Consider the following 26,076-nt stretch of genomic DNA (forward strand, 5'->3'; position numbering starts at 1 on the left):
ATGCAACGTATCGATCATCTGTTGCCCTGGGGCCACCTGGGCTGCGAGCGCCAACTGAGCGTGTTCCGTTTCGGCAAGGGCGAGCGCAAGGCGTATATCCAGGCCAGCCTGCATGCCGATGAATTGCCCGGCATGCGCGCGGCGTGGGAGCTGAAGAAGCGTCTCGCCGAGCTGGAGCAGCAAGGCGCCCTGAACGGCGTGATCGAGTTGGTGCCGGTGGCCAACCCGATGGGCCTGGGCCAGTTGCTGCAAGGCAGTCACCAGGGACGTTTCGAGGTCGGTAGCGGCAAGAATTTCAACCGCGACTTCGTGGAGTTGAGCGAGCCGGTTGCCGAGTTGCTCAAAGGCAAACTGGCCGATGATCCCCACGCCAATGTGCGCATGATCCGCCAGGCGATGAGCGATGTGCTCAGCGCATTGCCCGCGCCGAGCAGCCAGCTGCAAGGCATGCAGCGTATTTTGCTGAGCCACGCCTGCACGGCCGATATCGTCCTTGACCTGCACTGCGACGCCGAAGCCGCGCTGCACATGTATGCGCTGCCCCAGCACTGGCCGCAGTGGCGTTCGCTGTCGGCGCATCTGAATGTGAAAGTCGGCCTGCTGGCGGAAGACTCCGGCGGCAGCTCGTTCGATGAAGCCTGCTCCTTGCCGTGGCTGCGCCTGTCCCGTGCCTTCCCCGACGCGCAGATTCCGCTGGCCTGCCTGGCGACAACGCTGGAGTTGGGTGGCCAGGCCGACACCGGCCGTGACGAGGCCATCTTCCACGCCGAAGGCATCCTGGCGTTTCTTGCCGAGCAAGGCCTGATCAAGGGCGAATGGCCTGCGCCCCAGCACGAGCCGTGTGAAGGCCTGCCCTTTGAAGGCACCGAATTGTTGTTCGCGCCCCACGCCGGGGTGATCAGTTACCTGCGTAAAGCCGGTGACCGGGTCGAGAAGGGCGAGCCGATTTTTGAAGTGATTGACCCCCTGGAAGACCGCGTAAGCACCCTTTACGCGGGCACCTCGGGGGTGTTGTTTGCCGTTGAACGGCTACGTTATGCCCAAGCGGGTTTCTGGCTGGCCAAGGTGGCGGGGCGCGAAGCGCTGCGTCACGGGCGCTTGCTCAACGACTGACCACCTGTTTCTGTGAGAACCGACCGCATGTACAAGCTTGAAGTCCAAGACCTGCATAAACGCTATGGCAGTCATGAAGTGCTCAAAGGCGTGTCCCTGGCCGCCGCGGCCGGTGATGTGATCAGCATCATCGGTTCCAGCGGTTCGGGCAAAAGCACCTTTTTGCGCTGCATCAACCTGCTGGAGCAGCCCCACGCCGGCAAGATCCTGCTCAACAACGAAGAGCTGAAACTGGTGGCCAACAAGGACGGCGCCATGAAGGCCGCCGACCCCAAGCAGTTGCAGCGCATGCGTTCGCGCCTGTCCATGGTGTTCCAGCATTTCAACCTGTGGTCGCACATGACCGCGTTGGAAAACGTGATGGAAGCCCCGGTGCACGTGCTGGGCATGCCGAAAAAAGAAGCCCGCGACAAGGCCGAGCACTACCTGGCCAAGGTCGGCGTGGGCCATCGCAAGGATGCGTTCCCCGGGCACATGTCCGGCGGTGAGCAGCAGCGCGTGGCGATCGCCCGTGCCCTGGCGATGGAACCTGAGGTGATGCTGTTCGACGAGCCGACCTCGGCACTCGACCCGGAACTGGTCGGCGAAGTACTCAAGGTGATGCAGGACCTGGCCCAGGAAGGCCGCACCATGGTGGTGGTGACCCACGAAATGGGCTTTGCCCGTGAAGTGTCGAACCAGTTGGTGTTCTTGCACAAAGGCATCGTCGAAGAGCGCGGCAACCCGCGCGAAGTGCTGGTGAACCCGCAGTCCGAGCGCTTGCAGCAGTTCTTGTCGGGCAGCTTGAAATAACCCCCCTCCTGTAGGAGCGAGCTTGCTCGCGAAAATCGTCAACGATAACGCGGGCAACATGACACCCCTCGGCGTTCTCAGGTTTTTCGCGAGCAAGCTCGCTCCTACAGCAGGGCGGATCTTGATCGTTTTTGAGATTTGTGTGGGTTTACCAGCTAGCATTGGCCTTTGTCTTCATTACCGTTCCTCGCTTCGGATAGCACTCCATGACCGCCCACAAAATTGGTTTCCTGATTTGGCCCAGCACAAAGGCACTGACGCTTGCGCTGGCTGAGGAGGCCTTGCGCGTTGCCCAGCGGGTGCATCCGGACGTGATCTACGAGCTGTCGTTCCTGCAAGCCGAGCCAGTGATTGAAGGTGCCTGGCAACTGCCGGGTGAGCCATGGGCCGGCAAACTCGAAGGTTTCCAGAAGCTGTTCCTGTTGGCGGATGAACCGCCGACCGTCATCGCTTCCCAATTAAGCTCCGCCCTCAAGCAGCTGGTGCGCGCAGGCTGTGTGATCGGTGGCTTGTCGGCCGGTGTCTACCCGCTGGCCCAGCTCGGCCTGCTCGACGGCTACCGCGCCGCCGTGCACTGGCGCTGGCAGGACGATTTCGCCGAGCGTTTCCCCAAGGTCATCGCCACCAGCCACCTGTTCGACTGGGACCGCGACCGCCTCACCGCGTGTGGCGGCATGTCGGTGCTCGACCTGCTGCTGGCGGTGCTGGCCCGTGATCACGGCGCCGAACTGGCCGGGGCTGTCTCCGAAGAACTGGTGGTGGAGCGCATCCGCGAAGGCGGCGAACGCCAGCGCATTCCGCTGCAAAACCGCCTGGGCTCCAGCCATCCCAAGCTGACCCAGGCGGTGTTGCTGATGGAAGCCAACATCGAAGAACCGCTGACCACCGACGAAATCGCCCAGCACGTTTGCGTGTCGCGACGACAACTCGAACGCATCTTCAAGCAATACCTCAACCGTGTTCCCAGCCAGTACTACCTGGAGTTGCGCCTGAACAAGGCGCGCCAGATGCTCATGCAAACCAGCAAGTCGATCATCCAGATCGGCCTGTCGTGCGGCTTCTCCTCGGGGCCGCATTTCTCCAGCGCCTACCGCAACTTCTTCGGCGCCACGCCCCGTGAAGACCGCAACCAGCGCCGCAGCAGCAGCCCGTTCGAATTGTCTTCGGTGCCGTCCGAGCGCGGCTGAGTTTATTCCTCCATCGGGTCCGGGAACGGCGGTTGCAGAACTTGGCCCTCGGCATCCACCGTCGCCTCCGGCACTTGGAAGTCTACCCCGGTGCGCTGGAAGTACTGGCGCAGGTAATCCAGGCTGTTCGAGGACCACGGGTTGCCGCTCAGGTCTGAATCCTCCTGGTAGGCCTCTGCCCTTTCGAACGGGTCGGCGGGCAGCTCGCTGATCAGGTTGTTGCTCAGGTCCAGCGTATACAGCTGCGGTAATTGGAATACCGCATGCGGCAGTTCGCGCAGTTCGCAGTCGTGCAGGTGCAGCGACACCAGCTGGTTCAAGCCGCTGACATCAGGCGCGTTGCCCAGCGGGTTATGGCTCAACTCCAGGAACTCCAGCGCGTGCAGGTCGCGAAAACTGCTCGCGCTGGCGACAGTGAGGCGGATATCGCATTGCGACAAATCCAGGTTGCTCAACCGCGGCATGCTGAAGATCGACTGGGGCACTTCGTGCACCGCACATTGGTTGATAAACAGGCTTTGTAACTGGGTGAAGCACTGCAAGGTGCCATCGACCGCTGTCACGGTGCCACCGCCGCGCAATTCGAACGAGCTGACGTGGTCCAGCCGCGCGCTCAGTTCAGGCAGTGCGCCCATGATCGGCACGTCAAAGGTCAGCGCATGGGTAACCGCGTCGTCCATGCTTTCTTCGTCCTCCGGGCTTTCACGGCGCCAGGCTTGCTCCATCAGGCTTTTGAACTCATCCCGCGCCAATTGCTCGCGGGCTCGCGTGGCTTCATCCAGGGGCTCGTCGGTTATCGGATGGCGCTCGGGAACGTTTGCCCACCGCTGCAGGTCGATGGTCAGTTGCTGATATTCAGCCTCCAGGCGTGTCAGCGTCGGCGCAACGGCATCCAGGTCACCCGGCAGGCTGAAGATGAAACGGTCGGCTTCTTGCTCCAATAGCCTGGGATACAGCGCTTGCGCCCGGGTGCGGTCGGCCAGTGGGGCGGCGACGTTGAAGTGCTGGAATGTCCGGCGATAATGGCTCTTGATCTGTTCCAGGCTGGCCCGCGACAACGGGTTGCCGGCGAGATTGAACGCATGGGCGCTGGTTGATGGCAGGTTGAACAATGCCTGGGGCAGGGTGTGCAGTGCGTTGTCGCTGAGGTCGACTTCGCGCCGTGCGAAGTCGCCGAACAGGCTGTCGGGCAATTCGCTCAGGCCGGTGTCTTTGAGCAGCACGGTGGCGACGCCGGGCAGTTGGCTGAAGTCCGGCAACTCGCCGAGCGGGTTGTGTTTGAGGTCCAGATACTGCAGTTGAGCCATGCGCTCCAGGCCACTGCGGCTGGCGGCGGTCAGGGTGATCGAGCAGCGCGGCAGGACCAGGAAGGTCAATTGCGGCATGGCAAGCGCGGTCGGCGGGATGTCGCCGAGCGGGGTGTGGCTCATCTCCAGGATCTCCAGCGCCGGAAAACTGTGCAGGAACCTGTCCACCTGCGCGGCGGTACCGTCACCTTCCACGAACAACGTCGTTATGTGATTGAACCGTGCGTTCAGGCTCGGCAGGTCACCGGCCACCGAGCGAGGAATGCGCAGGACGTGAACATGATGCGTGTTTGGCTGCGGGTAGCGCCGCCAACTGGCCTCCAGCACCCGGCGCAGCGCCTGCCTGCGACCGTGCTCTGCGGCCGCCAGCGAATCCCCACGCGCCCATTCGTCCAGTTGTTGTTGCAAGGTGTCCAGTTCCTGCGCCAGCCGCGCCAGCTCGCGCCGGCCCGCTTCAATGTCGCCAGGCAGCGCGTACACCAGGCGATTGAGCTCGTCGTGGTCCATGGCCGGGAACAGCAGGTTGGCATCGCGCGTATCGACGGCCGGTGCGTCGATTTCCCAGTACGTGTCGTGACGCTGGAAATAGGCCTTGACCCTTTCCAGGGTGGCCGACGACAGCGGGTTGCCACTGAGGTCGAACTTTTTACTGGTCTCGGCGGGCAGTTCGAACAGTGCGTCGGGCAGCTCGGTAATCTGGTTGTCCCCCAGCAATGCGGCCAGCAATTGCGGCCGGTCGAGGATCCCTGCGGGCAATTGGCCGATGCCGGTTTCCGACAGGTCCAGGGCGTTCAAGCGCGGCATGCCTTGCACACTGGGCGCACGGCCCAACGGGTTGCTATGCAGCACCAGTGTCTGCAGTTGGCTCATGGCAGCCAGCCGGGTGTGGCTCGCCTCGGTGAGGCGGATCTGGCAGTTGCTCAAGATCAGGTTGTTCAAGGCGCTCTGGCTATTGATAGACGGGGGGATGTCGCCCAAGGGAATGCCTTTGACTTCCAGATGGCGCAACCGCGTGAAATGCCCGAGGAACCCCTGTGCGCCATGGGTATCGACGCTGCCGGTAAGGGACAGGAAGGTCACATGGTCGAAATTCGCCCCCAGGCGGGGCAACGCTCCGGTGATCGGATAATCCAGTCGCAGCCTGTGGCCGTCGCGATTGGGGTCCTCGTAATAATCGTCGATGTCAGTTTCGCGACGCCAGCAGCGCTTGAACTGGTCGCTGATCAGTCGACGGTTCTGTTGCTCGTAACGGCGCTGGCGAGTGGTCAGTAGCGCGCCGGAGCGTGGGTGGTGGGTCTGGACTTCGTTTTGCCAGGTGCCGAGCTGGTGCTCCAGTTGCTGATATTCCGCCGCCAGCGCAGCCAGTTGGTTCGCCGCACCGCCAGGCTGGGTGTTCAGGTGTGCCAGCAGGTCGTTGAGTTGCGGTTCGCCGAGCCCGGGAAACAACCGCTGCGCGCGCTCCATTAGCACGTGGGCCGTCACCTGTCGGGAAAAGCCCGCATCCTGGCCCAGCAGGCGCATGGTTACCCGCCGGGGTGGACGCGGCGTACCATTTTCGAGCACTTTGCGCAGTTCGGCACGCGGCAGCGGATGCTGGCGCAAGCGCTCGCGCAGTTCGGCAGCCTGGTGAATCTGAATGCCCAGCGCGTCGCGGTGGGCGTCGGGCAGGGCGCCGAGAATGGCGCTGTACAGGTCGGTTTCGCCGGACAGCGGGCCTTTCTCGTCATGGGGCACATAACGGCCCGCTTCGGTACGCACCAGGCTGCGCAGCAGGGGTGCGTCATCGGGGCCGATACGGTGCCAGCTGGGGCTGTGGGGCGAGCGGTGTTTGAGCTCCAGCCGAATCCGGCCTGACCAGCCTGGCTGGATTCTCAGGCTGTTGAGCGCCAGGCGGTCGCTGTCCAGGCTCTGTACCGCGTCCATGTGCAGGCCTTCGTAAGCGCGATTGAGGCGCAGCGCATCCAGCGCTTGCGCGGCTTGATCGGCCAGGCGCTCGGGGGTGCGGCGCTCTTCCAAGGCTTGCAGTTCTTCACCGCTGGCGTGATCGATCAGGCGCTCGGCGCAGCGCGCCGGCAATGTGGGGACGGTGTCCAGCAGTTGGCGCACGGCAGGTGCCTGGGTCTGTTGCAGCAGGCCGTAGCGGGAATCGAACAACGGGGCGCGATTGCGTTCGGCGATCCGCGCCAGGCGCTTGCGCAGGTGTTTGACGCGGGTTTCGAGGCTTAACCGCGGGTCGCTGGCGCGTTCGCCGAAGTGGCTGCGAATTTCCTCTTCACTGAGGCTTTCAAGCACAGTCTTGAGCAGCTCGCCGTTAGTCAATTGGGCTTCATGGATCTGCACGACCGGGGCGTCCTGGTCGCCAAAGGCCCAGGTGGTTTCACCGGCGGCATTCAGGAAACGCAAGCCACGGGCGTGGGGCCAGTCACCAAAGGCGGTGAGCAATTGCAGTTGGTCCTGGGGGTCGACCTGGCCGTATTGCGCTGGGTCGTCGCTGTTGAGACGCTCGATCAGGGTCTGGATCGAGCGGTCAATGCGCAGGCGCGCCAGGCTGTCATCCAGCAGCGGCGGCACCGGTTCGCTGTTGAGGTGCATCTTGCGCAGCGCGCCTTCGGGCACATCGCTGAGGCTCAGGGCCAGTTCGCGGTCGGCCGCGCCGAGGCCCTCGGCACGATGGCCGATGCGCTGCAACAGCGTGCGGCAATCCCACTGCAACGGATGCTCCAGTTCAGTGTGCCAACTGCCCGCGCCGTTATGCCGCAACCTGGGCATGTAGGCGTCGCTACGGGTGGGGTGCTTGATCGCGTAACCCGCGTCGTTGGCCAGGCGTTGCACCGCGTAAAAATGCCCGTCCAGTGGCAGGATCGATTCGCCGCGAACCTGGTGCAGGCCCAGGTGGTCGATGCCCAGGTTTGCCGGCAAGTCGATGTTTTGCCGGTAGGGGGCGAGGTCCGGTTTCCAGTAGCGGCGGGCACCGTTGGCAAGTGTCACCGGTGTATGGCGGTCGACGAAATCCAGCACTGACTGTGGCAATACCTTGCGCAGTTCGGCCGCACCAATCGTGCCGCCCGCCGCGAATGCGCCCACCTGCACCAGCGCCTGCAGCACGCTCATCAAGTGGCCGAACGCTTCCTGGGGCAAGCCTTCAGCCCAGTCGACAATGCCTTCGAACACGTCGTCGAGCAATTGATAGGCCATGTAGCCGAGCATCAGCTCGCCCAGGCCGGGGATGAACGGCGCGACCACGAACAATGCCGCATTGAGAATGGATGACGCCACATTGACGAAGGAATCCCACAGCGCCCAGCGGGCTTTCAGATCCACGGCGGCGGTGGGCACGGCGGTTGTGCGGGCGTCGTTGAGGATCTTGTTGATCTGCTGTTGGTAAATCGTCTGCCATACGTCACCTGACAGTGACGTGGACGAAAATTGCAGCTTGGGATCATCGGTCGGCGTCTTGCGCCAAGGCGCCAGGCCGCTGCCGGCTTGCGGCGGGTGCCATTTGATGCGCGCCAGGCGCTGGCTCAGGCCGGAAAAAAATAAACCACGGTGTTCATGGGCGACAAAACGGCTGAAGAACGCCTGATAGTCAGCGCCTCGCAACCGTTGCGTCAGGGCCTGCTTGAAGGCCAGTGGCGAAGGATATTCCTTGAGCGGTGCGTGCGGGTCGTTGGGGATATAAGCGACCAGGCGCGGGACGGCGCGTGCCTGTTCCAGGTCGGCGGCGAATAACAGGATGCCGGTCAGTGGGGCTTGCATCACGCTCAGCGTCTGCAGGCGTATTGTTTGGTCGTCCAGCCGCGGCTCCGAGCGGCCGTCCATCAGCGCGGTGACGACTTGGGCGAAGTCGGGCTGGATGTCGCCACGCAACTGGGCCAGGTGCAAGGCGCTGCGCAAGGCGGCCTTTTGGCTGGCCTCGACTTTCAATTGCAAGGCCGCGCCGGCCACCGGCTCGTTCAAGCCCAGCGCGTCCTTCAGGTAGCGCTGGTAGCGCGCGCCGATATCCAATTCGCGGCATAGCCGGGCGAAGCGCGCGACACTGATTTTTTCGCGGATCGCCGGCAGGGTGACGAACTGGCCGTTGGCGTCCGGCTCGGTGATAAACGTGGAGGCGGGCTCGAAGCCGTTTTCCTGGGCCTGCCCATGGTCGAAGTTGACCAGCGCCGCGTCCAGCAGCGAAATGGTCCAGGGGCGCGCCGCGCCGGAAGCAATCGGCAGCCAGGGGATGTTTTTCGGGCTGTACAGGCGCAGGCAAGTGCGCTGGGCGTCGAGGTCCACGCCAAACTGATTAATTAACGCGTCTTCCAGAATCGGCCGGGCGAAGGTCCTGGCGTCCTGCACCTGCTTGAGCGCGTTGTCCACGGCGTTCTGCGCGGTCCAGTGCGCGCCGCTCAAGCGCTTGAATTCGGCGCGTTGGGCGGCGGACGCGGTGGGCAGTGGCGTAGGCGTGGCAACGGCAAAGGCCTGGCGTTTGGCGGCGGTGGCCTTGCCCAACCAGGCCGGAATGGCGTTTTTGAGGGGCAGGTAATGGCTGTCGGGTTGGTGGGTAGTCATGCTGAAACTCGTCAGTGGCATAAAGCACAGGAGTAGATCAGCGCGTTTCACTTGTGCGGCTCTAGATAGTTAGGGCGTATGCCGGGTGTATTGGCCCTGCCGTAAAAACCTCGGGCAGTTTAAACTGCGCCATTGCGACGCTATTTGTCGCATTGGCGTAAACCCGCGTAAAACGGGGGTTGGCGCTATAAGAAGTTGTCGCTTGGCGGCAAGGCCGCGCTGAAAACTGTCCTTACAATCCCTGCATCGTCCGCCAGTTCCAGGCGGGCGTTCCTCTTCAGGAGACTCCGATGTCCGTTGAGCAAGCCCCGGTGCAACGTGCCGATTTCGACCAGGTCATGGTGCCTAACTACGCCCCTGCCGCGTTCATCCCTGTGCGTGGCGCAGGTTCCCGCGTATGGGACCAGACCGGTCGCGAGCTGATCGACTTTGCCGGCGGCATCGCGGTCAACGTATTGGGCCACGCTCACCCGGCGCTGGTCGGTGCATTGACCGAGCAGGCCAACAAGCTGTGGCACGTCTCCAACGTCTTCACCAATGAACCGGCCCTGCGCCTGGCCCATAAGCTGATCGACGCCACCTTTGCCGAGCGCGTGTTCTTCTGCAACTCCGGCGCCGAGGCCAACGAGGCCGCCTTCAAGCTGGCCCGTCGTGTGGCGTTCGACCGTTTCGGCACGGAGAAGTACGAGATCATCGCCGCGCTGAACAGCTTCCACGGCCGCACCCTGTTCACCGTCAACGTCGGTGGCCAGTCCAAGTACTCCGATGGCTTCGGCCCTAAAATTACCGGCATCACCCACGTTCCTTATAACGACCTGGCGGCGCTGAAAGCCGCCGTGTCGGAGAAGACCTGCGCCGTGGTGCTCGAACCGATCCAGGGCGAAGGCGGTGTACTGCCGGCCGAACTGGCCTACCTGCAAGGTGCCCGCGAACTGTGCGACGCGAACGACGCGCTGCTGGTGTTCGACGAAGTGCAGACCGGCATGGGCCGCAGCGGCCATCTGTTTGCCTATCAGCATTACGGCGTGACACCGGACATCCTCACCAGCGCCAAGAGCCTGGGCGGCGGTTTCCCGATCGCGGCGATGCTGACGCGTGAAGACCTGGCCAAGCACCTGGTGGTCGGCACCCACGGCACCACTTACGGCGGCAACCCGCTGGCGTGCGCGGTGGCCGAGGCGGTCATCGACGTGATCAACACCCCTGAGGTCCTGGCCGGCGTGAACGCCAAGCACGACCTGTTCAAGGCGCGCCTGGAACAGATCGGCAAGCAATACGGCATTTTCACCGAAGTGCGTGGCCTGGGCCTGTTGATCGGCTGCGTGCTGAGCGATGCATTCAAAGGCAAGGCCAAGGATGTGTTCAACGCGGCCGAAAAAGAAAACCTGATGATCCTGCAAGCCGGCCCGGACGTGGTGCGTTTCGCCCCGAGCCTGGTGGTGGAAGAGGCGGACATCAACGAAGGTCTGGATCGTTTTGAGCGGGCTGTGAAGACGTTGACGCAAGCCTGATAGCAACACATTTATCTGCCGCACCGCAGATCAAAATGTGGGAGCTGGCTTGCCTGCGATTGCAGTGGTTCAGTCACCCCAACATCGACTGACCGACCGCTATCGCGGGCAAGCCCGCTCCCACACTGGTCTTCGGGTGAATCCCGATGTGGTGCAGGACATTTTCTCTATGAAGTTTTCGAGTTAAGGAGTGACACCATGCTGGTGATGCGCCCCGCGCAAATGGCTGATCTGGGCGAGGTACAGCGTCTGGCTGCGGACAGCCCGATTGGTGTCACCTCCTTGCCGGACGACGTGGAACGCCTGAGCGACAAGATCGCCGCCAGCGAAGCGTCGTTCGCGGCCGAGGTCAGTTTCAACGGCGAAGAAAGTTATTTCTTCGTGCTCGAAGACACTGACACCGGCAAGCTTGCCGGTTGCTCGGCCATCGTCGCGTCGGCCGGTTACTCGGAGCCGTTCTACAGTTTCCGCAACGAAACTTTCGTGCACGCCTCCCGCGAGCTGAAGATCCACAACAAGATCCACGTGCTTTCCCAGTGCCACGACCTCACCGGCAACAGCCTGCTCACCAGTTTCTACGTGAAGCCTGCGCTGGTCGGTTCGCCGTGGTCGGAACTCAATTCCCGTGGCCGCCTGCTGTTCGTCGCCAGCCACCCCGAGCGCTTTGCCGATTCGGTGGTGACCGAGATCGTCGGCTACAGCGACGAGAACGGTGATTCGCCGTTCTGGGACGCCATCGGCCGCAACTTCTTCGACCTCAATTACGCCGCCGCCGAGCGCCTGTGCGGCCTGAAAAGCCGTACCTTCCTCGCCGAGCTGATGCCTCATTATCCGATCTACGTGCCGCTGCTGCCGGACGCCGCCCAAGAGGCGATGGGCCAGGTGCACCCGCGTGCGCAGATCACCTTCGACATCCTGATGCGCGAGGGCTTCGAGACCGACCATTACATCGATATCTTCGACGGCGGCCCGACGCTGCACGCGCGGGTCTCGGGCATTCGCTCGATTGCCCAGAGCCGCGTGGTGCCGGTGAAGATCGGCGAGATGGTCAAGGGTGTCGGCCGCCAATACCTGGTGAGCAACGGCCAGTTGCAGGATTACCGTGCGGTGATGCTGGAGTTGGATTATGCGCCCGGCAAACCGGTGACCCTGGACCTGGACGCGGCCGAAGCGCTGGGCGTCGGTGAAGGTGCCAGCGTGCGCCTGGTTGCGGTTTAAGCAGAGTTTTGCGGGTGGCCTGGAGCAGGCGGCCCGTTTGAGGAGATAGCATGATTGTTCGTCCCGTACGCAGCAGCGATTTACCGGCCCTGATCGATTTGGCGCGCAGCACCGGCACCGGCCTTACCACCTTGCCGGCCAACGAGGAACGCCTGACCCATCGCGTGGGCTGGGCCGAAAAAACCTTTCGCGGCGACGCCGGGCGGGGCGACGCCGACTACCTGTTCGTGCTGGAAAACGACGAAGGCCGGGTGGTAGGCATTTCCGCGATTGCCGGCGCGGTCGGCCTGCGTGAGCCCTGGTACAACTTCCGGGTCGGCCTGACCGTCAGCGCCTCCCAGGAGCTGAACATCTACCGCGAAATCCCGACGCTGTTCCTGGCCAACGACCTCACCGGCAACTCCGAACTGTGCTCGCTGTTCCTGCACGCCGATTACCGCACCGGCCTCAATGGCCGCATGCTGGCCAAGGCGCGGATGTTGTTCATCGCCGAGTTCCCGCAACTGTTCGGCAACAAGATCATCGCCGAGATGCGCGGTGTGTCCAACGACGCCGGGCGTTCGCCGTTCTGGGAAAGCCTGGGCCGGCACTTCTTCAAGATGGAGTTCAGCCAGGCCGACTACCTCACCGGCGTTGGCAACAAAGCGTTTATCGCTGAGCTGATGCCGAAGTTTCCGTTGTACAGCTGCTTCCTCTCCGAGGACGCGCGCAACGTGATCGGCAAGGTGCATCCGGACACCGAACCGGCGCTGAGCATGCTCAAGAGCGAAGGCTTCAGCTACCAGGGCTATGTCGATATTTTCGATGCGGGCCCTGCGGTGGAATGCGAAACCAGCAAGATCCGTGCGGTGCGCGACAGCCAGTCGCTGGTGCTCGCCATCGGCACGCCGGGGGACGACGCCACGCCGTTCCTGATCCATAACCGCAAGCGCGAAGACTGCCGCATCACGGCCGCACCGGCCCGCCTGGCCGCAGGTACCTTGGTGGTCGATCCTCAGACGGCCAGGCGCCTCCAGTTGGTCGTCGGCGATCAAGTGCGCGCCGTACCGTTGTCCGCAGCCCGGGAGTCGAAATAATGAATGCGTTGTATATCGCAGGTAGCTGGCTGGCCGGCCAGGGTGAACTGTTTGAATCGCGTAACCCGGTGACCCAGCAGGTGCTGTGGGCCGGCAACGGCGCCACGGCCGAGCAGGTAGAGTCCGCCGTGCAGGCCGCGCGCCAGGCGTTCCCCGCTTGGGCACGACGTTCGTTGGAAGATCGCATCGGCGTGCTGGAAACCTTCGCCGCTGTCCTGAAAAAACGCGCCGATGAAATCGCCCGTTGCATCGGTGAGGAAACCGGCAAGCCGCTGTGGGAATCGGCCACCGAAGTCACCAGCATGGCCAACAAGATCGCCATCTCGGTGCAAAGCTACCGTGAGCGTACCGGCGAGAAGAGCGGCCCCCTGGGCGATGCCACCGCGGTATTGCGCCACAAGCCCCACGGCGTGGTGGCGGTGTTCGGGCCTTACAACTTTCCTGGCCATTTGCCGAACGGGCATATTGTCCCGGCGCTGCTCGCGGGTAATACCGTGCTGTTCAAGCCGAGCGAGCTCACGCCGAAAGTCGCCGAGCTGACCGTGCAGTGCTGGATCGAAGCCGGTTTGCCGGCAGGTGTGTTGAACCTGCTGCAAGGCGCGCGGGAAACCGGCATCGCCCTGGCGGCCAACCCTGGTATCGACGGCTTGTTCTTCACCGGTTCCAGCCGCACCGGCAACCATCTGCACCAGCAATTTTCCGGGCGTCCGGACAAGATCCTGGCCCTGGAAATGGGCGGCAACAACCCGCTGGTGGTCGACGAAGTCGCCGACGTGGATGCGGCCGTGTACACCATCATTCAGTCGGCGTTTATCTCCGCTGGCCAGCGCTGCACCTGCGCACGCCGTCTGCTGGTACCGGAAGGCGCCTGGGGCGATGCCTTGCTGGCACGCCTGGTGGCGGTGAGCGCGACGATTGAGGTGGGCGCGTTCGACCAGCAACCGCCACCGTTCATGGGCTCGGTGATCTCCCTCGGTGCCGCCAAAGCCTTGATGGACGCCCAGGAACTGATGTTGGCCAATGGCGCCGTCGCGCTGCTGGAAATGACTCAACCCCGGCACCAGGCCGCGTTGCTGACCCCAGGCATCATCGACGTCACCGCCGTGACCGAGCGCGAGGACGAAGAGTTGTTCGGCCCGCTGTTGCAGGTGATCCGCTACGCGGATTTTGCAGCGGCGATTGCCGAGGCCAACAACACTCAATACGGCTTGGCGGCGGGGTTGCTGTCGGATTCCGAAGCGCGTTATCAACAGTTCTGGCTGGAAAGCCGCGCCGGTATCGTCAACTGGAACAAACAACTGACCGGCGCCGCCAGCACCGCGCCGTTTGGCGGGGTAGGGGCCTCGGGCAACCACCGCGCCAGCGCTTATTACGCGGCGGATTATTGCGCGTATCCGGTGGCTTCGCTGGAGACCCCGAGTTTGGTGGTGCCGGCCACGCTGACCCCTGGCATTACGCTCAAGTGAGAGTGACACCGATCTAATGTGGGAGCTGGCTTGCCTGCGATGGCATCACCTCGGTCTGACTGACAAACCGAGTCGCCTGCATCGCAGGCAAGCCAGCTCCCACATTGACCAGTGGTGCAGTCAAGTAATTTGAAGCCTATAAAAACAGATGTTCGTGGAGCCTCGCCGATGAAATCCTATGAAGTCAATTTTGACGGTCTAGTGGGGCCGACCCATAACTACGGCGGGTTGTCCTTTGGCAACGTCGCCTCCCAGAGCAACAGCCAGCAGCATTCCAACCCCAGGGAAGCGGCGTTGCAGGGCCTGCAGAAAATGAAGGCCCTGATGGACATGGGCTTTGTGCAAGGGATTCTGGCGCCCCAGGAACGTCCTGATGTGGCTGCCTTGCGCACCCTTGGTTTCAGTGGCACCGACGCCCAGGTGATCGAGCAAGCGGCCAGGCAGGCCATGCCCTTGCTGGTGGCCAGCTGCTCCGCCTCGAGCATGTGGGTCGCCAATGCCGCCACCGTCAGCCCCAGCGCCGACACGGCAGACGGCCGCGTGCATTTCACCGCCGCCAACCTCAACTGCAAATACCACCGCAGCATCGAACACCCGACCACCAGCCGCGTGCTGGGAGCGATGTTTGCCGACGCCAAACACTTTGCCCACCACGCCGCCTTGCCGGCGGTGGCGCAGTTCGGCGACGAAGGCGCGGCCAACCACACGCGTTTTTGCCGTGAATACGGCGAGGCGGGCGTTGAGTTTTTCGTGTTCGGCCGCAGCGCATTCGACCCCCGTTATCCCGCCCCGCAGAAGTACCCGGCGCGCCAGACCCTCGAGGCGTCCCAGGCCGTTGCGCGCCTGCACGGCTTGAAGGCCGACGGCGTGGTCTACGCCCAGCAAAACCCGGCGGTGATCGATGCCGGTGTGTTCCACAACGATGTGATCGCGGTGGGCAACGGCGAAGTGCTGTTCTATCACGAGGACGCGTTCCTCCATACCGAACAGATGCTCGCCGAGTTGCAGGGCAAACTGGGCACGCTTGGCGGCAACTTCCAGGCCGTCTGCGTGCCCCGTGCCCAGGTCAGCGTCGAGGACGCGGTGCGTTCCTACCTGTTCAACAGCCAGTTGCTGACGCGCCCCGATGGCTCGATGCTGCTGATCGTGCCCGAAGAGTGCCGTGCCAACCAGCGCGTGTGGGATTACCTGCAAGGCTTGACCGCTGCCGGTGGGCTGATCCGCGAAGTAAAGGTGTTCGACCTCAAGCAAAGCATGCAGAACGGCGGTGGCCCGGCGTGCCTGCGCTTGCGCGTAGCCCTGAACGAAACGGAGCTGGCGGCGGTGAACTCAGGCGTTATCATGACCGCGCCGCTGTACGACACCCTGACCCAATGGGTCGACAGGCACTACCGCGACAGCCTGCGCGAAACCGACCTGGCTGATCCGCAATTGTTGCTTGAGTGCCGCACGGCATTGGATGAACTGACGCAAATCCTTAAACTGGGCTCGGTTTATCCTTTCCAGATCAATTAACGCCACGTGGCTGAGATATTTTATTTATGACCGACACCCTGAAACTGATCCTTGAAGACACCGACGGCACCCAGCTGGAAACCTCCTGCACCCGCGTCGCCGTGGTCTGGCAGGGCAAGGAGATCTGGATCCAGCACGACGGCCGTGGCCAACTGCTGATCGGTGTGGACGTGGAAGAAGGCGACGCCGAGTACGCCAACCTGCTGATGCGCCCACTGGCCACCAACCTGATGAGCCTGCAACTGGAAATGGAACCGGCCGAGGTTGAAGGTGATGACGACGATCACGTCCACGGCCCAGGCTGCAACCACTAAGGAAGCTGCGTATGCTCGCCCTCGGCAAATTGCTTGAACTGACCCTCGCCGGTCGCGAACCGGCGCAAAAAATTCAACTGACTGTCGACGGCGTGCAGATGCGCTGGCTCAGCGAGGGCGCGCTTGAAGTGCGTCCGCCGCAGGCCCGGGACAATGGCAGCGACTTGCTGCTGTCGTCCGGCATCCATGGCAACGAAACGGCGCCGATCGAACTGCTCGACCGGTTGTTGCATGGCATCGCCCGTGGGGAGATCAAGCCGCGCGCCCGTATTCTGTTCCTGTTCGGCAACCCCGAGGCCATGCGCCGCGGCGAGCGCTACCTCGAGCTGGACATCAACCGGCTGTTCAACGGCCGTCACGAAAAAAACATCGGCCCCGAAGCCATGCGTGCCGCCGAGCTTGAGCAATTGGCCCGCAGTTTCTTCAGCCTGCCGGGCCGTTCGCGCCTGCATTACGACCTGCACACGGCCATTCGCGGCTCGAAGATCGAGCAGTTTGCGCTGTACCCGTGGAAGGAAGGCCGCCAGCACTCACGTCGTGAACTGGCGCGCCTGCACGCCGCCGGCATGCAAGCGGTGCTGTTGCAGAACAAGGCGTCGATCACCTTCACCGCGTTTACCTACGAACAGCTGGAGGCTGAGGCCTTCACCTTGGAACTGGGCAAGGCGCGGCCGTTCGGGCACAACGAGGGGGTGGATGTTTCACGCCTGGAGCTGCGCCTCAAGCAGATCATCGAAGGCACCGAGCCCGAGACCGACAGCCTTGACGGTATGCAGCTGTTCGCCGTGGCGCGCGAAGTGATCAAGCACAGTGACGCCTTCCTGCTGCACCTGCCGGCGGACGTCGAGAACTTTTCGGAATTGGAAAAGGGTTATCTGTTGGCCGAAGACGTGGCCAAGACCCGCTGGGTCATCGAAGAAGAGGGTGCCCGTATCATCTTCCCCAACCCGAAGGTGAAGAACGGTTTGCGCGCGGGCATATTGATCGTGCCGACCACGGATGCGGGCTTGGCTTAGATCTTGAGGCTTACCGGAAACAATGTGGGAGCTGGCTTGCCTGCGATAGCATCACCTCGGTGTGACTGATAGACCGAGGTGCCCGCATCGCAGGCAAGCCAGCTCCCACACAAGCCTGTTCCCACATTTGGGGGTGCGGTGTTGCTTAGACCGCTACAGCACGCGGCTCGCTGCGACGGATCGCACGGACCTTGTGCAGCGTATCGGCGCAGGTGCGCGCGGCTTCCTGGCCCTTGTGCACGAAGTGCTCGTAGAAAAAGGTGTGATGCTCGGTGCCGGCATGGAAGTGATGCGGCGTCAGCGATACCGAGAACACCGGCACTTCAGTCTCCAGCTGCACCTGCATCAGGCCGCTGACCACCGACTGGGCGACAAACTCGTGACGGTAGATCCCGCCATCCACCACCAGGGCGGCAGCGACGATACCGGCGTAACGGCCGGTCTTTGCCAGCAGTTTGGCGTGCAGGGGCATTTCAAAGGCACCGCCGACTTCGAAGAAATCGATGTCCGATTCCTGGTAGCCCTGGGCGATCATTTCGGCGAGGAAGCCTTTGCGGGATTGATCGACAATATCCTTGTGCCAGCAGGCCTGGATAAACGCGACGCGCTCGCCGTGGTGGTTTTTGCTTTTGCTGTCGATTGCGGTGGGTTGCATGTTCTGACTCCTGTTTAAGAAAAAAACAGGGCGTTATGAATCGAATGGGATTTAAGGGTACGCAAGCACACGAGGTGCGCGGCCCTTAGGTGCCAATCCCGTTCTCTCTTCATCCGGACTATGACCGTCGGCCCCGGGATCACACCGGGTCTGCTGACCTTGTCGCCGTCCTGCGTGAGCAGTTCGAGGCGCCAAGCGCTCGCGGGCTATACACATTGCGTGTAATTACCGCCGGTGGGGAATTGCACCCCGCCCTGAGAACGTTGCCGCCAGAACCCTGGCGGCGAAGCGTTTTTAACACGGTTTTTCGAAAACTGCACGAGCGCTCTATCGATAAGCTATATCGGTTTGTTTGGTTGGTATTCGATTGAATGCATCCGGGGCTTGATATTCCATGGTTTTGCCCGCAGTAATCATCTCCATGAGGCACTTATCCAAATCGTCAGAGGCTTGATTCATGTCCGTGATTGATCTGCGCAGCGACACCGTGACCCAACCCACGCCCGGCATGCGCGACGCAATGGCCACGGCCGCCAGCGGCGATGACGTGTATGGCGAGGACCCCAGCGTCAATCGCCTGGAAGCCGAACTGGCCAGGCGCCTGGGCTTTGCCGCCGCGCTGTTCGTGCCCACCGGTACCATGAGCAACCTGCTGGCGTTGATGGCCCATTGCGAGCGCGGCGAGGAATACATCGTCGGCCAGCAGGCCCACACCTACAAATACGAAGGCGGTGGCGCAGCGGTGTTGGGTTCGATCCAGCCGCAGCCGCTGGAAGTGCAGGCGGACGGTTCCCTTGACTTGGACCAGGTATTGGCGGCGATCAAGCCGGACGACTTCCATTTTGCCCGCAGCCGTTTGCTGGCGCTGGAAAACACCATGCAAGGCAAGGTATTGCCGCTGGATTACCTGGCCCAGGCGCGGGCGTTTACCCGTGAACATGGCCTGGCCCTGCACCTGGATGGCGCGCGGCTCTACAACGCAGCGGTCAAGCTGGGCGTGGATGCGCGCGAGATAGCGCGGCACTTTGATTCGGTGTCGGTGTGCCTGTCCAAAGGCCTCGGCGCGCCGATTGGCTCGGTGTTGTGCGGTTCCACGGCCCTGATCGCCAAGGCCCGGCGCCTTCGCAAGATGGTCGGTGGTGGCATGCGCCAGGCCGGCTCCCTCGCGGCGGCCGGGCTGTACGCCCTGGATCACCAGGTCCAGCGCCTCGCCGACGACCACGCCAACGCACAATGGCTGGGCGATGAGCTGCGCAAGGCCGGCTATGAGGTGGAGCCGGTGCAGACCAACATGGTCTATGTGCAGATCGGTGATCGGGCCGAGGCCTTGAAGGCCTTCGCCGCCGAGCGCGCGATCAAGTTGAGCGTCGCGCCACGCCTGCGCATGGTCACGCACATGGATGTGAGCCGGGCGCAGATCGAGCAAGTGGTGCAGGCATTCGTCGAGTTTTCGCGTAAATGACCGTGCAGACCGTCCAATTGAACGTTTCTATCGTATAAACACGCTGTACCACCGGCAAAGGGCCGATATAATGCGGCCCTTTGCCGTCGCTCCGTCTGATGATGTTGCGCACTGGCCTTTGGCCGCAGCCTCCGTGGAAGAACCTAATGAAAAGCGCAGAAATCCGTGAAGCCTTCCTTCGCTTCTTCGAAGAGCAAGGTCACACCCGTGTCGCCTCCAGCTCCTTGATCCCAGGCAATGACCCTACCCTGCTGTTCACCAACGCGGGGATGAACCAGTTCAAGGACTGCTTCCTGGGCCAGGAAAAGCGCGCCTATACCCGCGCCACCAGCAGCCAGAAGTGCGTACGCGCCGGCGGCAAGAACAGTGACCTGGAAAACGTCGGTTACACCGCTCGCCACCACACATTTTTCGAAATGCTGGGTAACTTCAGCTTCGGTGACTATTTCAAGAAAGACGCGATTACGTTCGCCTGGACCTTCCTCACCGGCGTGCTGAAGCTGCCCAAGGAAAAACTCTGGGTCACCGTGTACGCCACGGACGACGAAGCGTATGACATCTGGACCCAGCAAATCGGTGTACCTGCCGAGCGCATGATCCGTATCGGCGACAACAAAGGCGCGCCCTACGCGTCCGACAACTTCTGGACCATGGGCGATACCGGCCCGTGCGGCCCGTGCACCGAGATTTTCTATGATCACGGCGACGATATCTGGGGTGGCCCGCCAGGCTCGCCGGAAGAAGACGGCGATCGTTACATCGAGATCTGGAACAACGTGTTCATGCAGTTCAACCGCACCGCCGATGGCGTGTTGCATCCGCTGCCAGCGCCGTCGGTCGACACCGGCATGGGCCTGGAGCGGATCAGTGCGGTGATGCAGCACGTTCACTCCAACTATGAAATCGACCTGTTCACCAACCTGTTGAGCGCCTCGGCGGCGGCCATTGGCTGCCCCAACGAAAGCCAGTCTTCGCTCAAGGTGGTGTCGGACCACATCCGCTCCTGCGGCTTCCTGATCGCCGACGGCGTGCTGCCGTCCAACGAAGGCCGTGGCTATGTGCTGCGCCGCATCATCCGTCGCGCCTGCCGTCACGGTAACAAGCTGGGCGCCACCGGCAGCTTCTTCTACAAGATCGTGGCCGCGCTGGTGGCCGAGATGGGCGACGCCTTCCCGGAGCTCAAGCAGCAGCAGGGCAACATCGAGCGCGTGCTCAAGGCCGAGGAGGAGCAGTTCTCCAAGACCCTGGAACACGGCCTGAAAATTCTGGAGCAGGACCTGGCCGAGCTCAAAGGCACCGTGGTGCCGGGTGACGTAGTGTTCAAGCTCTACGACACCTACGGCTTCCCGATGGACCTGACCGCCGACATCGCCCGTGAGCGCGAACTGACCATCGATGAGGCGGGTTTCGAGCGCGAGATGGAGGCCCAGCGCGTGCGTGCGCGTTCCGCCAGCGCTTTTGGCCTGGACTACAACACGCTGGTCAAGGTCGACGTGGCCACCGAATTCACCGGCTACAAGGCCACCGGCGGTTCGGCCAAAGTGGTTGCCCTTTATAAGGAAGGCCAGTCGGTCGACGTCTTGAATGAAGGCGATGACGGTGTGGTGGTCCTGGACCAGACCCCGTTCTATGCCGAATCCGGTGGCCAGATCGGCGACTGCGGTTTCCTCAAGGCGGCTTCCGGTCGCTTTGATGTGCGTGACACCACCAAGACCGGCGGCGCGTTCCTGCACCACGGCGTATTGGCGTCGGGCAACCTGACCGTCGGTGCGCCGGTGGAGACCCAGGTAGACGCCGACGTGCGCCACGCCACCGCGCTGAACCACTCGGCCACCCACTTGCTGCACGCTGCACTTCGCCAGGTACTGGGCGAGCACGTCCAGCAGAAAGGTTCGTTGGTCGACAGCCAGCGCCTGCGTTTCGACTTCAGCCACTTCGAAGCGATCAAGCCTGAGCAGATCAAGGCCCTGGAAGACATCGTCAACGCAGAGATTCGCAAGAACACCCCGGTGGAAACCGAAGAAACCGATATCGAGACCGCCAAGGCCAAGGGCGCCATGGCGCTGTTCGGCGAGAAGTATGGCGACAACGTACGCGTACTGAGCATGGGCGGCAGTTTCTCGGTGGAACTGTGTGGCGGTATCCACGCCAACCGTACCGGCGACATCGCCCTGCTGAAAATCATCAGCGAAGGCGGCGTGGCGTCTGGTGTGCGGCGTATCGAGGCAGTAACCGGCGCTGCGGCCCTGGCCTACCTCAATGCGGCCGAGGAACAACTCAAGGAGGCGGCCAGCCTGGTCAAGGGCAGCCGCGACAACCTGATCGACAAGCTGTCCGCCGTGCTGGAGCGCAACCGCGCACTGGAGAAACAGCTGGAGCAGTTGCAAGCCAAGGCGGCCAGCGCCGCGGGCGACGATCTGTCGTCTGCCGCGGTGGACGTCAAGGATGTGAAGGTCTTGGCCGCACGCCTGGACGGTCAGGACGGCAAGGCGCTGTTGGCCTTGGTCGATCAGTTGAAGAACAAGCTCGGCCGCGCAGTGATCCTGCTCGGCAGTGTCCATGAGGATAAGGTCGTTCTGGTTGCCGGTGTAACCAAGGACCTGACTGGCCAACTCAAGGCTGGTGATTTGATGAAGCAAGCCGCCGCGGCAGTCGGCGGGAAGGGCGGTGGTCGTCCGGACATGGCGCAAGGCGGTGGTGTGGACGCTGGCGCCTTGGACGCGGCCCTGGCCCTGACCGTGCCGTTTGTCGAGGCAGGTATTTAAGGCACTGTTAACCGGCCCGTGGTCCAGTCGCGGGCAGGTTCGGTGCTGGTGGATTGGTTATCAGGCGCCCCTTTACGGGCTGAGGCGGCTTAGAAATGGCTTTGATCGTACAGAAATTTGGAGGTACCTCGGTCGGCTCTGTTGAAAGAATCGAGCAGGTGGCCGACAAGGTTAAGAAGTTCCGCGATGCCGGCGACGACCTGGTGGTGGTGCTGTCAGCCATGAGCGGCGAGACCAATCGCCTGATCGATCTGGCCAAGGCAATCAGTGGTGATCAACAGCCGCTGCCGCGTGAGCTGGATGTGATTGTGTCCACCGGCGAGCAGGTGACCATCGCCTTGCTGGCCATGGCGCTGAACAAGCGCGGTGTGCCGGCGGTGTCCTACACGGGCAGCCAGGTGCGCATTCTCACCGATAGCGCACATACCAAGGCGCGTATCCTGCAGATCGATGATCAGAAAATCCGTACGGACCTGAAAGCCGGACGCGTGGTAGTTGTAGCGGGCTTCCAGGGCGTGGACGAGCAAGGCAACATCACCACCCTCGGGCGTGGCGGTTCGGATACCACCGGCGTGGCGCTGGCAGCGGCGCTGAAGGCGGATGAATGCCAGATCTACACCGATGTGGATGGCGTCTACACTACCGATCCGCGTGTGGTGTCCGTGGCCCAGCGCCTGGACAAGATCACCTTTGAAGAGATGCTGGAAATGGCCAGCCTCGGTTCCAAGGTGTTGCAGATCCGCGCGGTGGAGTTCGCCGGCAAGTACAACGTTCCGCTGCGCGTATTGCACAGCTTCAAAGAGGGTCCGGGCACCCTCATTACTATTGATGAAGAGGAATCCATGGAACAGCCGATCATTTCCGGTATCGCTTTCAACCGTGATGAAGCCAAGCTGACTATCCGTGGCGTGCCAGACACCCCGGGCGTGGCGTTCAAGATCCTGGGCCCTATCAGCGGCGCGAACATCGAAGTCGACATGATCGTGCAGAACGTGTCGCACGATAACACCACCGATTTTACCTTCACCGTGCACCGCAACGAGTACGATGCGGCAGAACGGATCCTGCAGAACACGGCGAAGGAGATCGGTGCGCGTGAAGTGGTGGGCGACACCAAGATTGCCAAGGTGTCGATCGTGGGCGTGGGCATGCGTTCCCATGCAGGCGTTGCCAGCCGCATGTTCGAGGCCCTGGCCAAGGAAAGCATCAATATCCAGATGATCTCCACGTCGGAAATCAAAGTCTCGGTGGTCATTGAAGAGAAGTATCTGGAGCTGGCAGTGCGCGCGTTGCATACCGCTTTTGAGCTGGACGCTCCGGCCCGACAGGGCGAGTGAGGCAGTGCCAGAAAGGCGCGGTTTTACCGCGCCTTTCCTTTTTTTGTAGGGCGCATGTTCTTTTACACGCGCTCGACAATACTTAGGCGGGTAGGTCTATGGCCTCTTGGTTGTAGGTCCAAAGCCGTTTTTTTGCAGACTGTTGTTCCTGAATTGAAATGCGTGAGGAGAAAGGTATGCTGATTCTGACTCGTCGGTGCGCAGAAAGCCTGATTATCGGTGATGGCGAAATCACCGTGACCGTGCTCGGCGTCAAAGGCAATCAAGTACGTATCGGGGTTAACGCTCCGAAAGAGGTGGCGGTGCACCGCGAGGAAATTTACCTGCGGATCAAGAAAGAGAAGGACGAAGAACCAAGCCTTTAATTTTTATCGTTTTTTATGTTTGCAAACGGGGATGAACGTGGTTAATATACGCCCCGTGTTGCGGAGAGCTGGCCGAGTGGCCGAAGGCGCTCCCCTGCTAAGGGAGTACACCTCAAAAGGGTGTCGGGGGTTCGAATCCCCCGTTCTCCGCCATTATTTGCTTAGTACGTTGCAATCTGGTTTTTTCAGTAACTTATTGAAATTGCTCGAAAAAATAGCTTTACATAGAGATTGAACGGCCTATAATGCGCGGCAACAAATGCACTCGTAGCTCAGCTGGATAGAGTACTCGGCTACGAACCGAGCGGTCACAGGTTCGAATCCTGTCGAGTGCACCATTTAAGAGTCAGTTGCAGTGATGCAGGTGATTCGGTTACAACCAGTTGTGATCTGGTCTAAAAACACAATATGCACTCGTAGCTCAGCTGGATAGAGTACTCGGCTACGAACCGAGCGGTCACAGGTTCGAATCCTGTCGAGTGCACCATACAAACAAAAAGCCCGCCAAGTGCGGGCTTTTTGCCGTCTGGGGTTTGTGTAGGATTTTCTCTTTTGCGCGCGCTCCCATGTGTTTTCCCTTCCCGCTGCGTCGTCGCAGTTCATAGATGCAGCCATTACTCAGCATTGGCTCGCAAGCGCTTGTTCTTTCCAGTTTTTTAACGTTTAAAGTGGCCGGGCGGTGTATCATTGCGCCCGTCAGCCCCGCCGGGGCTTGTGGAATACCTCCATGGACTTACCCAGTAGCTGCTCAGTACCTCGTTTTACCAATCATGAATTGACTGATTGATCCTTCCGGCGTGCCCCGCTGCTGGGAGTGGAGTTCGCCTATGACCGAAGTAGAAGTAAAGAAAACACAGGAAAGCCTGCAGGATCGCCTGGCTCAAGTCATCGAGTTGCTGCAGCGCCAGCGCGTGGTCGAAGACCTCACGCACCGCCAGGAAGGCCCGAATAACAACCTGGTCGAAAACCTGGTTCACCGCCAGAACCTCGTTGAGCTGCAACGCAAGCTCGATGACCTGCACTCCGCCGACGTCGCCTATATTCTCGAAGCCTTGCCGCTGGATGATCGACTGACCCTCTGGCAGTTGGTCAAGGCCGACCGCGACGGCGATATCCTGCTCGAAGTATCCGACTCGGTCCGTGAAACCCTGATCGCCGACATGGACGATCATGAGCTCCTGGCCGCCGCCAAGGAGATGGACGCCGACGAACTGGCCGACCTGGCGCCTGAACTGCCCCGTGATGTTGTCCATGAGTTGATGGAAGCGCTGGACACTCAGCAGCGTGAGCGTGTGCGTTCGGCACTGTCGTACGACGACGATCAGGTCGGCGCGCTGATGGACTTCGAGATGGTCACCATCCGCGAAGACGTCAGCCTGGAAGTGGTCCTGCGTTACCTGCGCCGTCTCAAGGAGCTGCCCGGCCATACCGACAAACTGTTCGTGGTCGATTACGAAGGCATCCTGAAGGGCGTCCTGCCGATCAAGCGTCTGCTGGTCAATGATCCGGACAAGAAAGTTGCGGACCTGATGGCCAGCGACACCGTGAGCTTTCACCCGGATGAAGACGCCTACGATGCCGCGCAGGCATTCGAGCGTTATGACTTGATCTCGGCGCCGGTGGTGGACAAGAACGGCAAATTGATTGGCCGTTTGACCATCGATGAAATCGTCGACCTGATTCGTGAAGAGAGTGAAACCGAAGTTCTCAACATGGCGGGTCTGCGTGAAGAGGAAGACATCTTTGCATCGGTCTGGCGTTCGCTGCGTAACCGCTGGGCCTGGCTGGCGGTCAACCTGATTACCGCGTTTATCGCTTCCCGGGTGATCGGCTTGTTTGAAGGCTCGATCGAGAAACTGGTCGCCCTGGCGGCGTTGATGCCGATCGTGGCCGGTATTGGTGGTAACTCCGGTAACCAGACCATCACCATGATTGTGCGCGCCATGGCGCTGGATCAGGTGAGTACGGCCAACTCCTCGCGCCTGCTGCGCAAAGAGCTGGCCGTAGGCCTTATCAACGGCCTGGTCTGGGGTGGAGTGATCGGCGTGGTGGCTTACTTGCTGTATGGCAGTTGGTCACTCGGCGTGGTCATGACGGCCGCCATGACCCTCAACCTGCTGCTGGCGGCGCTGATGGGCGTGTTGATCCCGATGACCCTGGCCCGCATCGGGCGCGACCCCGCCATGGGTGCCAGCGTGATGATCACCGCCATGACCGACAGCGGTGGCTTCTTCATCTTCCTGGGCCTGGCGACGATCTTCCTGCTCTAAACCCTGCACGCTGGCCGGCTCCCCTGTAGGAGCTGGCTTGCCAGCGAAGATCGTCAACGATAACGCGTAAACCCTGACTGCCTGCGGCGCGCTCAAGTTTTTCGCGAGCAAGCTCGCTCCTACGGCTGACCCCAAATTCCACGCAAAAAAAAGCCA

General features: G+C 61.8%; 17 protein-coding genes, 3 tRNA genes, 1 pseudogene and 1 riboswitch. Of the genes and pseudogenes, 19 read left to right on the forward strand and 2 right to left on the reverse strand.

Going from position 1 to position 26,076, the window contains the following annotated elements; translation table 11 throughout:
- From ACLH0H_RS15690 to ACLH0H_RS15705, 4 genes and pseudogenes are all read left to right on the forward strand, one after another.
- The gene (locus ACLH0H_RS15690) at window positions 1-1,113 is read left to right on the forward strand and encodes a succinylglutamate desuccinylase/aspartoacylase family protein (RefSeq protein ID WP_411378705.1); all 1,113 of its coding nucleotides are present in this window, start codon (window positions 1-3) and stop codon (window positions 1,111-1,113) included.
- Window positions 1,114-1,140: 27 nt separating this feature from the next.
- Window positions 1,141-1,905 carry an ABC transporter ATP-binding protein gene (locus ACLH0H_RS15695; RefSeq protein ID WP_186694285.1) on the forward strand — a complete coding sequence of 255 codons (765 nt, stop codon included), beginning with the start codon at window positions 1,141-1,143 and terminating at the stop codon, window positions 1,903-1,905.
- 22 nt (window positions 1,906-1,927) lie between these two features.
- Window positions 1,928-2,059, forward strand: a pseudogene (locus ACLH0H_RS15700) (outer membrane lipoprotein carrier protein LolA); the annotation flags it as partial.
- A 52-nt stretch (window positions 2,060-2,111) separates the two neighbouring features.
- Window positions 2,112-3,092 (forward strand): GlxA family transcriptional regulator, encoded by a 981-nt coding sequence (locus tag ACLH0H_RS15705; protein WP_307389965.1) that lies wholly within the window; start codon window positions 2,112-2,114, stop codon window positions 3,090-3,092.
- A 2-nt stretch (window positions 3,093-3,094) separates the two neighbouring features.
- On the opposite strand, the gene ACLH0H_RS15710 is transcribed toward ACLH0H_RS15705, so the two are convergent.
- Window positions 3,095-8,950 carry a dermonecrotic toxin domain-containing protein gene (locus tag ACLH0H_RS15710; RefSeq protein ID WP_411378706.1) on the reverse strand — a complete coding sequence of 1,952 codons (5,856 nt, stop codon included), beginning with the start codon at window positions 8,948-8,950 and terminating at the stop codon, window positions 3,095-3,097.
- A 290-nt stretch (window positions 8,951-9,240) separates the two neighbouring features.
- Between ACLH0H_RS15710 and ACLH0H_RS15715 the strand changes: the two genes are divergently transcribed.
- The 7 genes from ACLH0H_RS15715 to astE all read left to right on the forward strand — a co-directional run bounded on the left by ACLH0H_RS15715 (window position 9,241) and on the right by astE (window position 17,066).
- Entirely contained in the window at window positions 9,241-10,461 is a 1,221-nt protein-coding gene (locus tag ACLH0H_RS15715) for an aspartate aminotransferase family protein (RefSeq protein ID WP_411378707.1), read from the forward strand.
- Window positions 10,462-10,659: 198 nt separating this feature from the next.
- Window positions 10,660-11,679 carry an arginine/ornithine succinyltransferase subunit alpha gene (gene aruF / locus ACLH0H_RS15720; protein ID WP_186694291.1) on the forward strand — a complete coding sequence of 340 codons (1,020 nt, stop codon included), beginning with the start codon at window positions 10,660-10,662 and terminating at the stop codon, window positions 11,677-11,679.
- A gap of 50 nt (window positions 11,680-11,729) precedes the next feature.
- On the forward strand, window positions 11,730-12,755 hold the full coding sequence (astA, locus tag ACLH0H_RS15725; protein ID WP_411378708.1) for an arginine N-succinyltransferase: 1,026 nt from the start codon (window positions 11,730-11,732) through the stop codon (window positions 12,753-12,755).
- Entirely contained in the window at window positions 12,752-14,221 is a 1,470-nt protein-coding gene (astD, locus tag ACLH0H_RS15730) for a succinylglutamate-semialdehyde dehydrogenase (protein ID WP_411382420.1), read from the forward strand. The genes astA and astD overlap by 4 nt, the downstream gene beginning before the upstream one ends.
- A gap of 168 nt (window positions 14,222-14,389) precedes the next feature.
- Window positions 14,390-15,736, forward strand: a complete 1,347-nt coding sequence (astB, locus tag ACLH0H_RS15735; protein WP_411378709.1) for an N-succinylarginine dihydrolase — start codon at window positions 14,390-14,392, stop codon at window positions 15,734-15,736.
- A gap of 26 nt (window positions 15,737-15,762) precedes the next feature.
- Complete coding sequence (locus tag ACLH0H_RS15740; protein WP_076949617.1) at window positions 15,763-16,050, forward strand: topoisomerase II; 288 nt, start codon at window positions 15,763-15,765, stop codon at window positions 16,048-16,050.
- Window positions 16,051-16,061: 11 nt separating this feature from the next.
- Window positions 16,062-17,066 carry a succinylglutamate desuccinylase gene (gene astE, locus ACLH0H_RS15745; RefSeq protein ID WP_411378710.1) on the forward strand — a complete coding sequence of 335 codons (1,005 nt, stop codon included), beginning with the start codon at window positions 16,062-16,064 and terminating at the stop codon, window positions 17,064-17,066.
- 145 nt (window positions 17,067-17,211) lie between these two features.
- Here astE and ACLH0H_RS15750 read toward each other — a convergent pair whose 3' ends face one another.
- Window positions 17,212-17,721, reverse strand: a complete 510-nt coding sequence (locus ACLH0H_RS15750) for a 6,7-dimethyl-8-ribityllumazine synthase (RefSeq protein WP_065874001.1) — start codon at window positions 17,719-17,721, stop codon at window positions 17,212-17,214.
- A 96-nt stretch (window positions 17,722-17,817) separates the two neighbouring features.
- Window positions 17,818-17,987, reverse strand: a riboswitch (FMN riboswitch).
- A 191-nt stretch (window positions 17,988-18,178) separates the two neighbouring features.
- On the opposite strand from ACLH0H_RS15750, the gene ltaE reads away from it, so the two are divergent.
- The 8 genes from ltaE to mgtE all read left to right on the forward strand — a co-directional run bounded on the left by ltaE (window position 18,179) and on the right by mgtE (window position 25,920).
- Window positions 18,179-19,183 (forward strand): low-specificity L-threonine aldolase, encoded by a 1,005-nt coding sequence (gene ltaE, locus ACLH0H_RS15755; RefSeq protein ID WP_411378711.1) that lies wholly within the window; start codon window positions 18,179-18,181, stop codon window positions 19,181-19,183.
- A gap of 146 nt (window positions 19,184-19,329) precedes the next feature.
- Window positions 19,330-21,948, forward strand: a complete 2,619-nt coding sequence (gene alaS / locus ACLH0H_RS15760; protein ID WP_411378712.1) for an alanine--tRNA ligase — start codon at window positions 19,330-19,332, stop codon at window positions 21,946-21,948.
- Window positions 21,949-22,043: 95 nt separating this feature from the next.
- Complete coding sequence (locus ACLH0H_RS15765) at window positions 22,044-23,285, forward strand: aspartate kinase (RefSeq protein ID WP_010208327.1); 1,242 nt, start codon at window positions 22,044-22,046, stop codon at window positions 23,283-23,285.
- A 176-nt stretch (window positions 23,286-23,461) separates the two neighbouring features.
- On the forward strand, window positions 23,462-23,650 hold the full coding sequence (gene csrA / locus ACLH0H_RS15770; RefSeq protein WP_003175645.1) for a carbon storage regulator CsrA: 189 nt from the start codon (window positions 23,462-23,464) through the stop codon (window positions 23,648-23,650).
- 62 nt (window positions 23,651-23,712) lie between these two features.
- A tRNA-Ser gene (locus ACLH0H_RS15775) sits at window positions 23,713-23,803 on the forward strand.
- Window positions 23,804-23,911: 108 nt separating this feature from the next.
- A tRNA-Arg gene (locus ACLH0H_RS15780) sits at window positions 23,912-23,988 on the forward strand.
- 72 nt (window positions 23,989-24,060) lie between these two features.
- A tRNA-Arg gene (locus ACLH0H_RS15785) sits at window positions 24,061-24,137 on the forward strand.
- Between the two features lie 340 nt (window positions 24,138-24,477).
- Window positions 24,478-25,920, forward strand: coding sequence for a magnesium transporter (mgtE, locus tag ACLH0H_RS15790; RefSeq protein ID WP_169378104.1), 1,443 nt, complete (start codon window positions 24,478-24,480; stop codon window positions 25,918-25,920).
- The last annotated feature ends 156 nt before the right edge of the window (window positions 25,921-26,076 follow it).

Origin of the sequence: Pseudomonas sp. MPB26 (assembly GCF_046605355.1) — a bacterium.
In the GTDB taxonomy this organism is placed as follows: Bacteria; Pseudomonadota; Gammaproteobacteria; order Pseudomonadales; family Pseudomonadaceae; genus Aquipseudomonas; species Aquipseudomonas cedrina.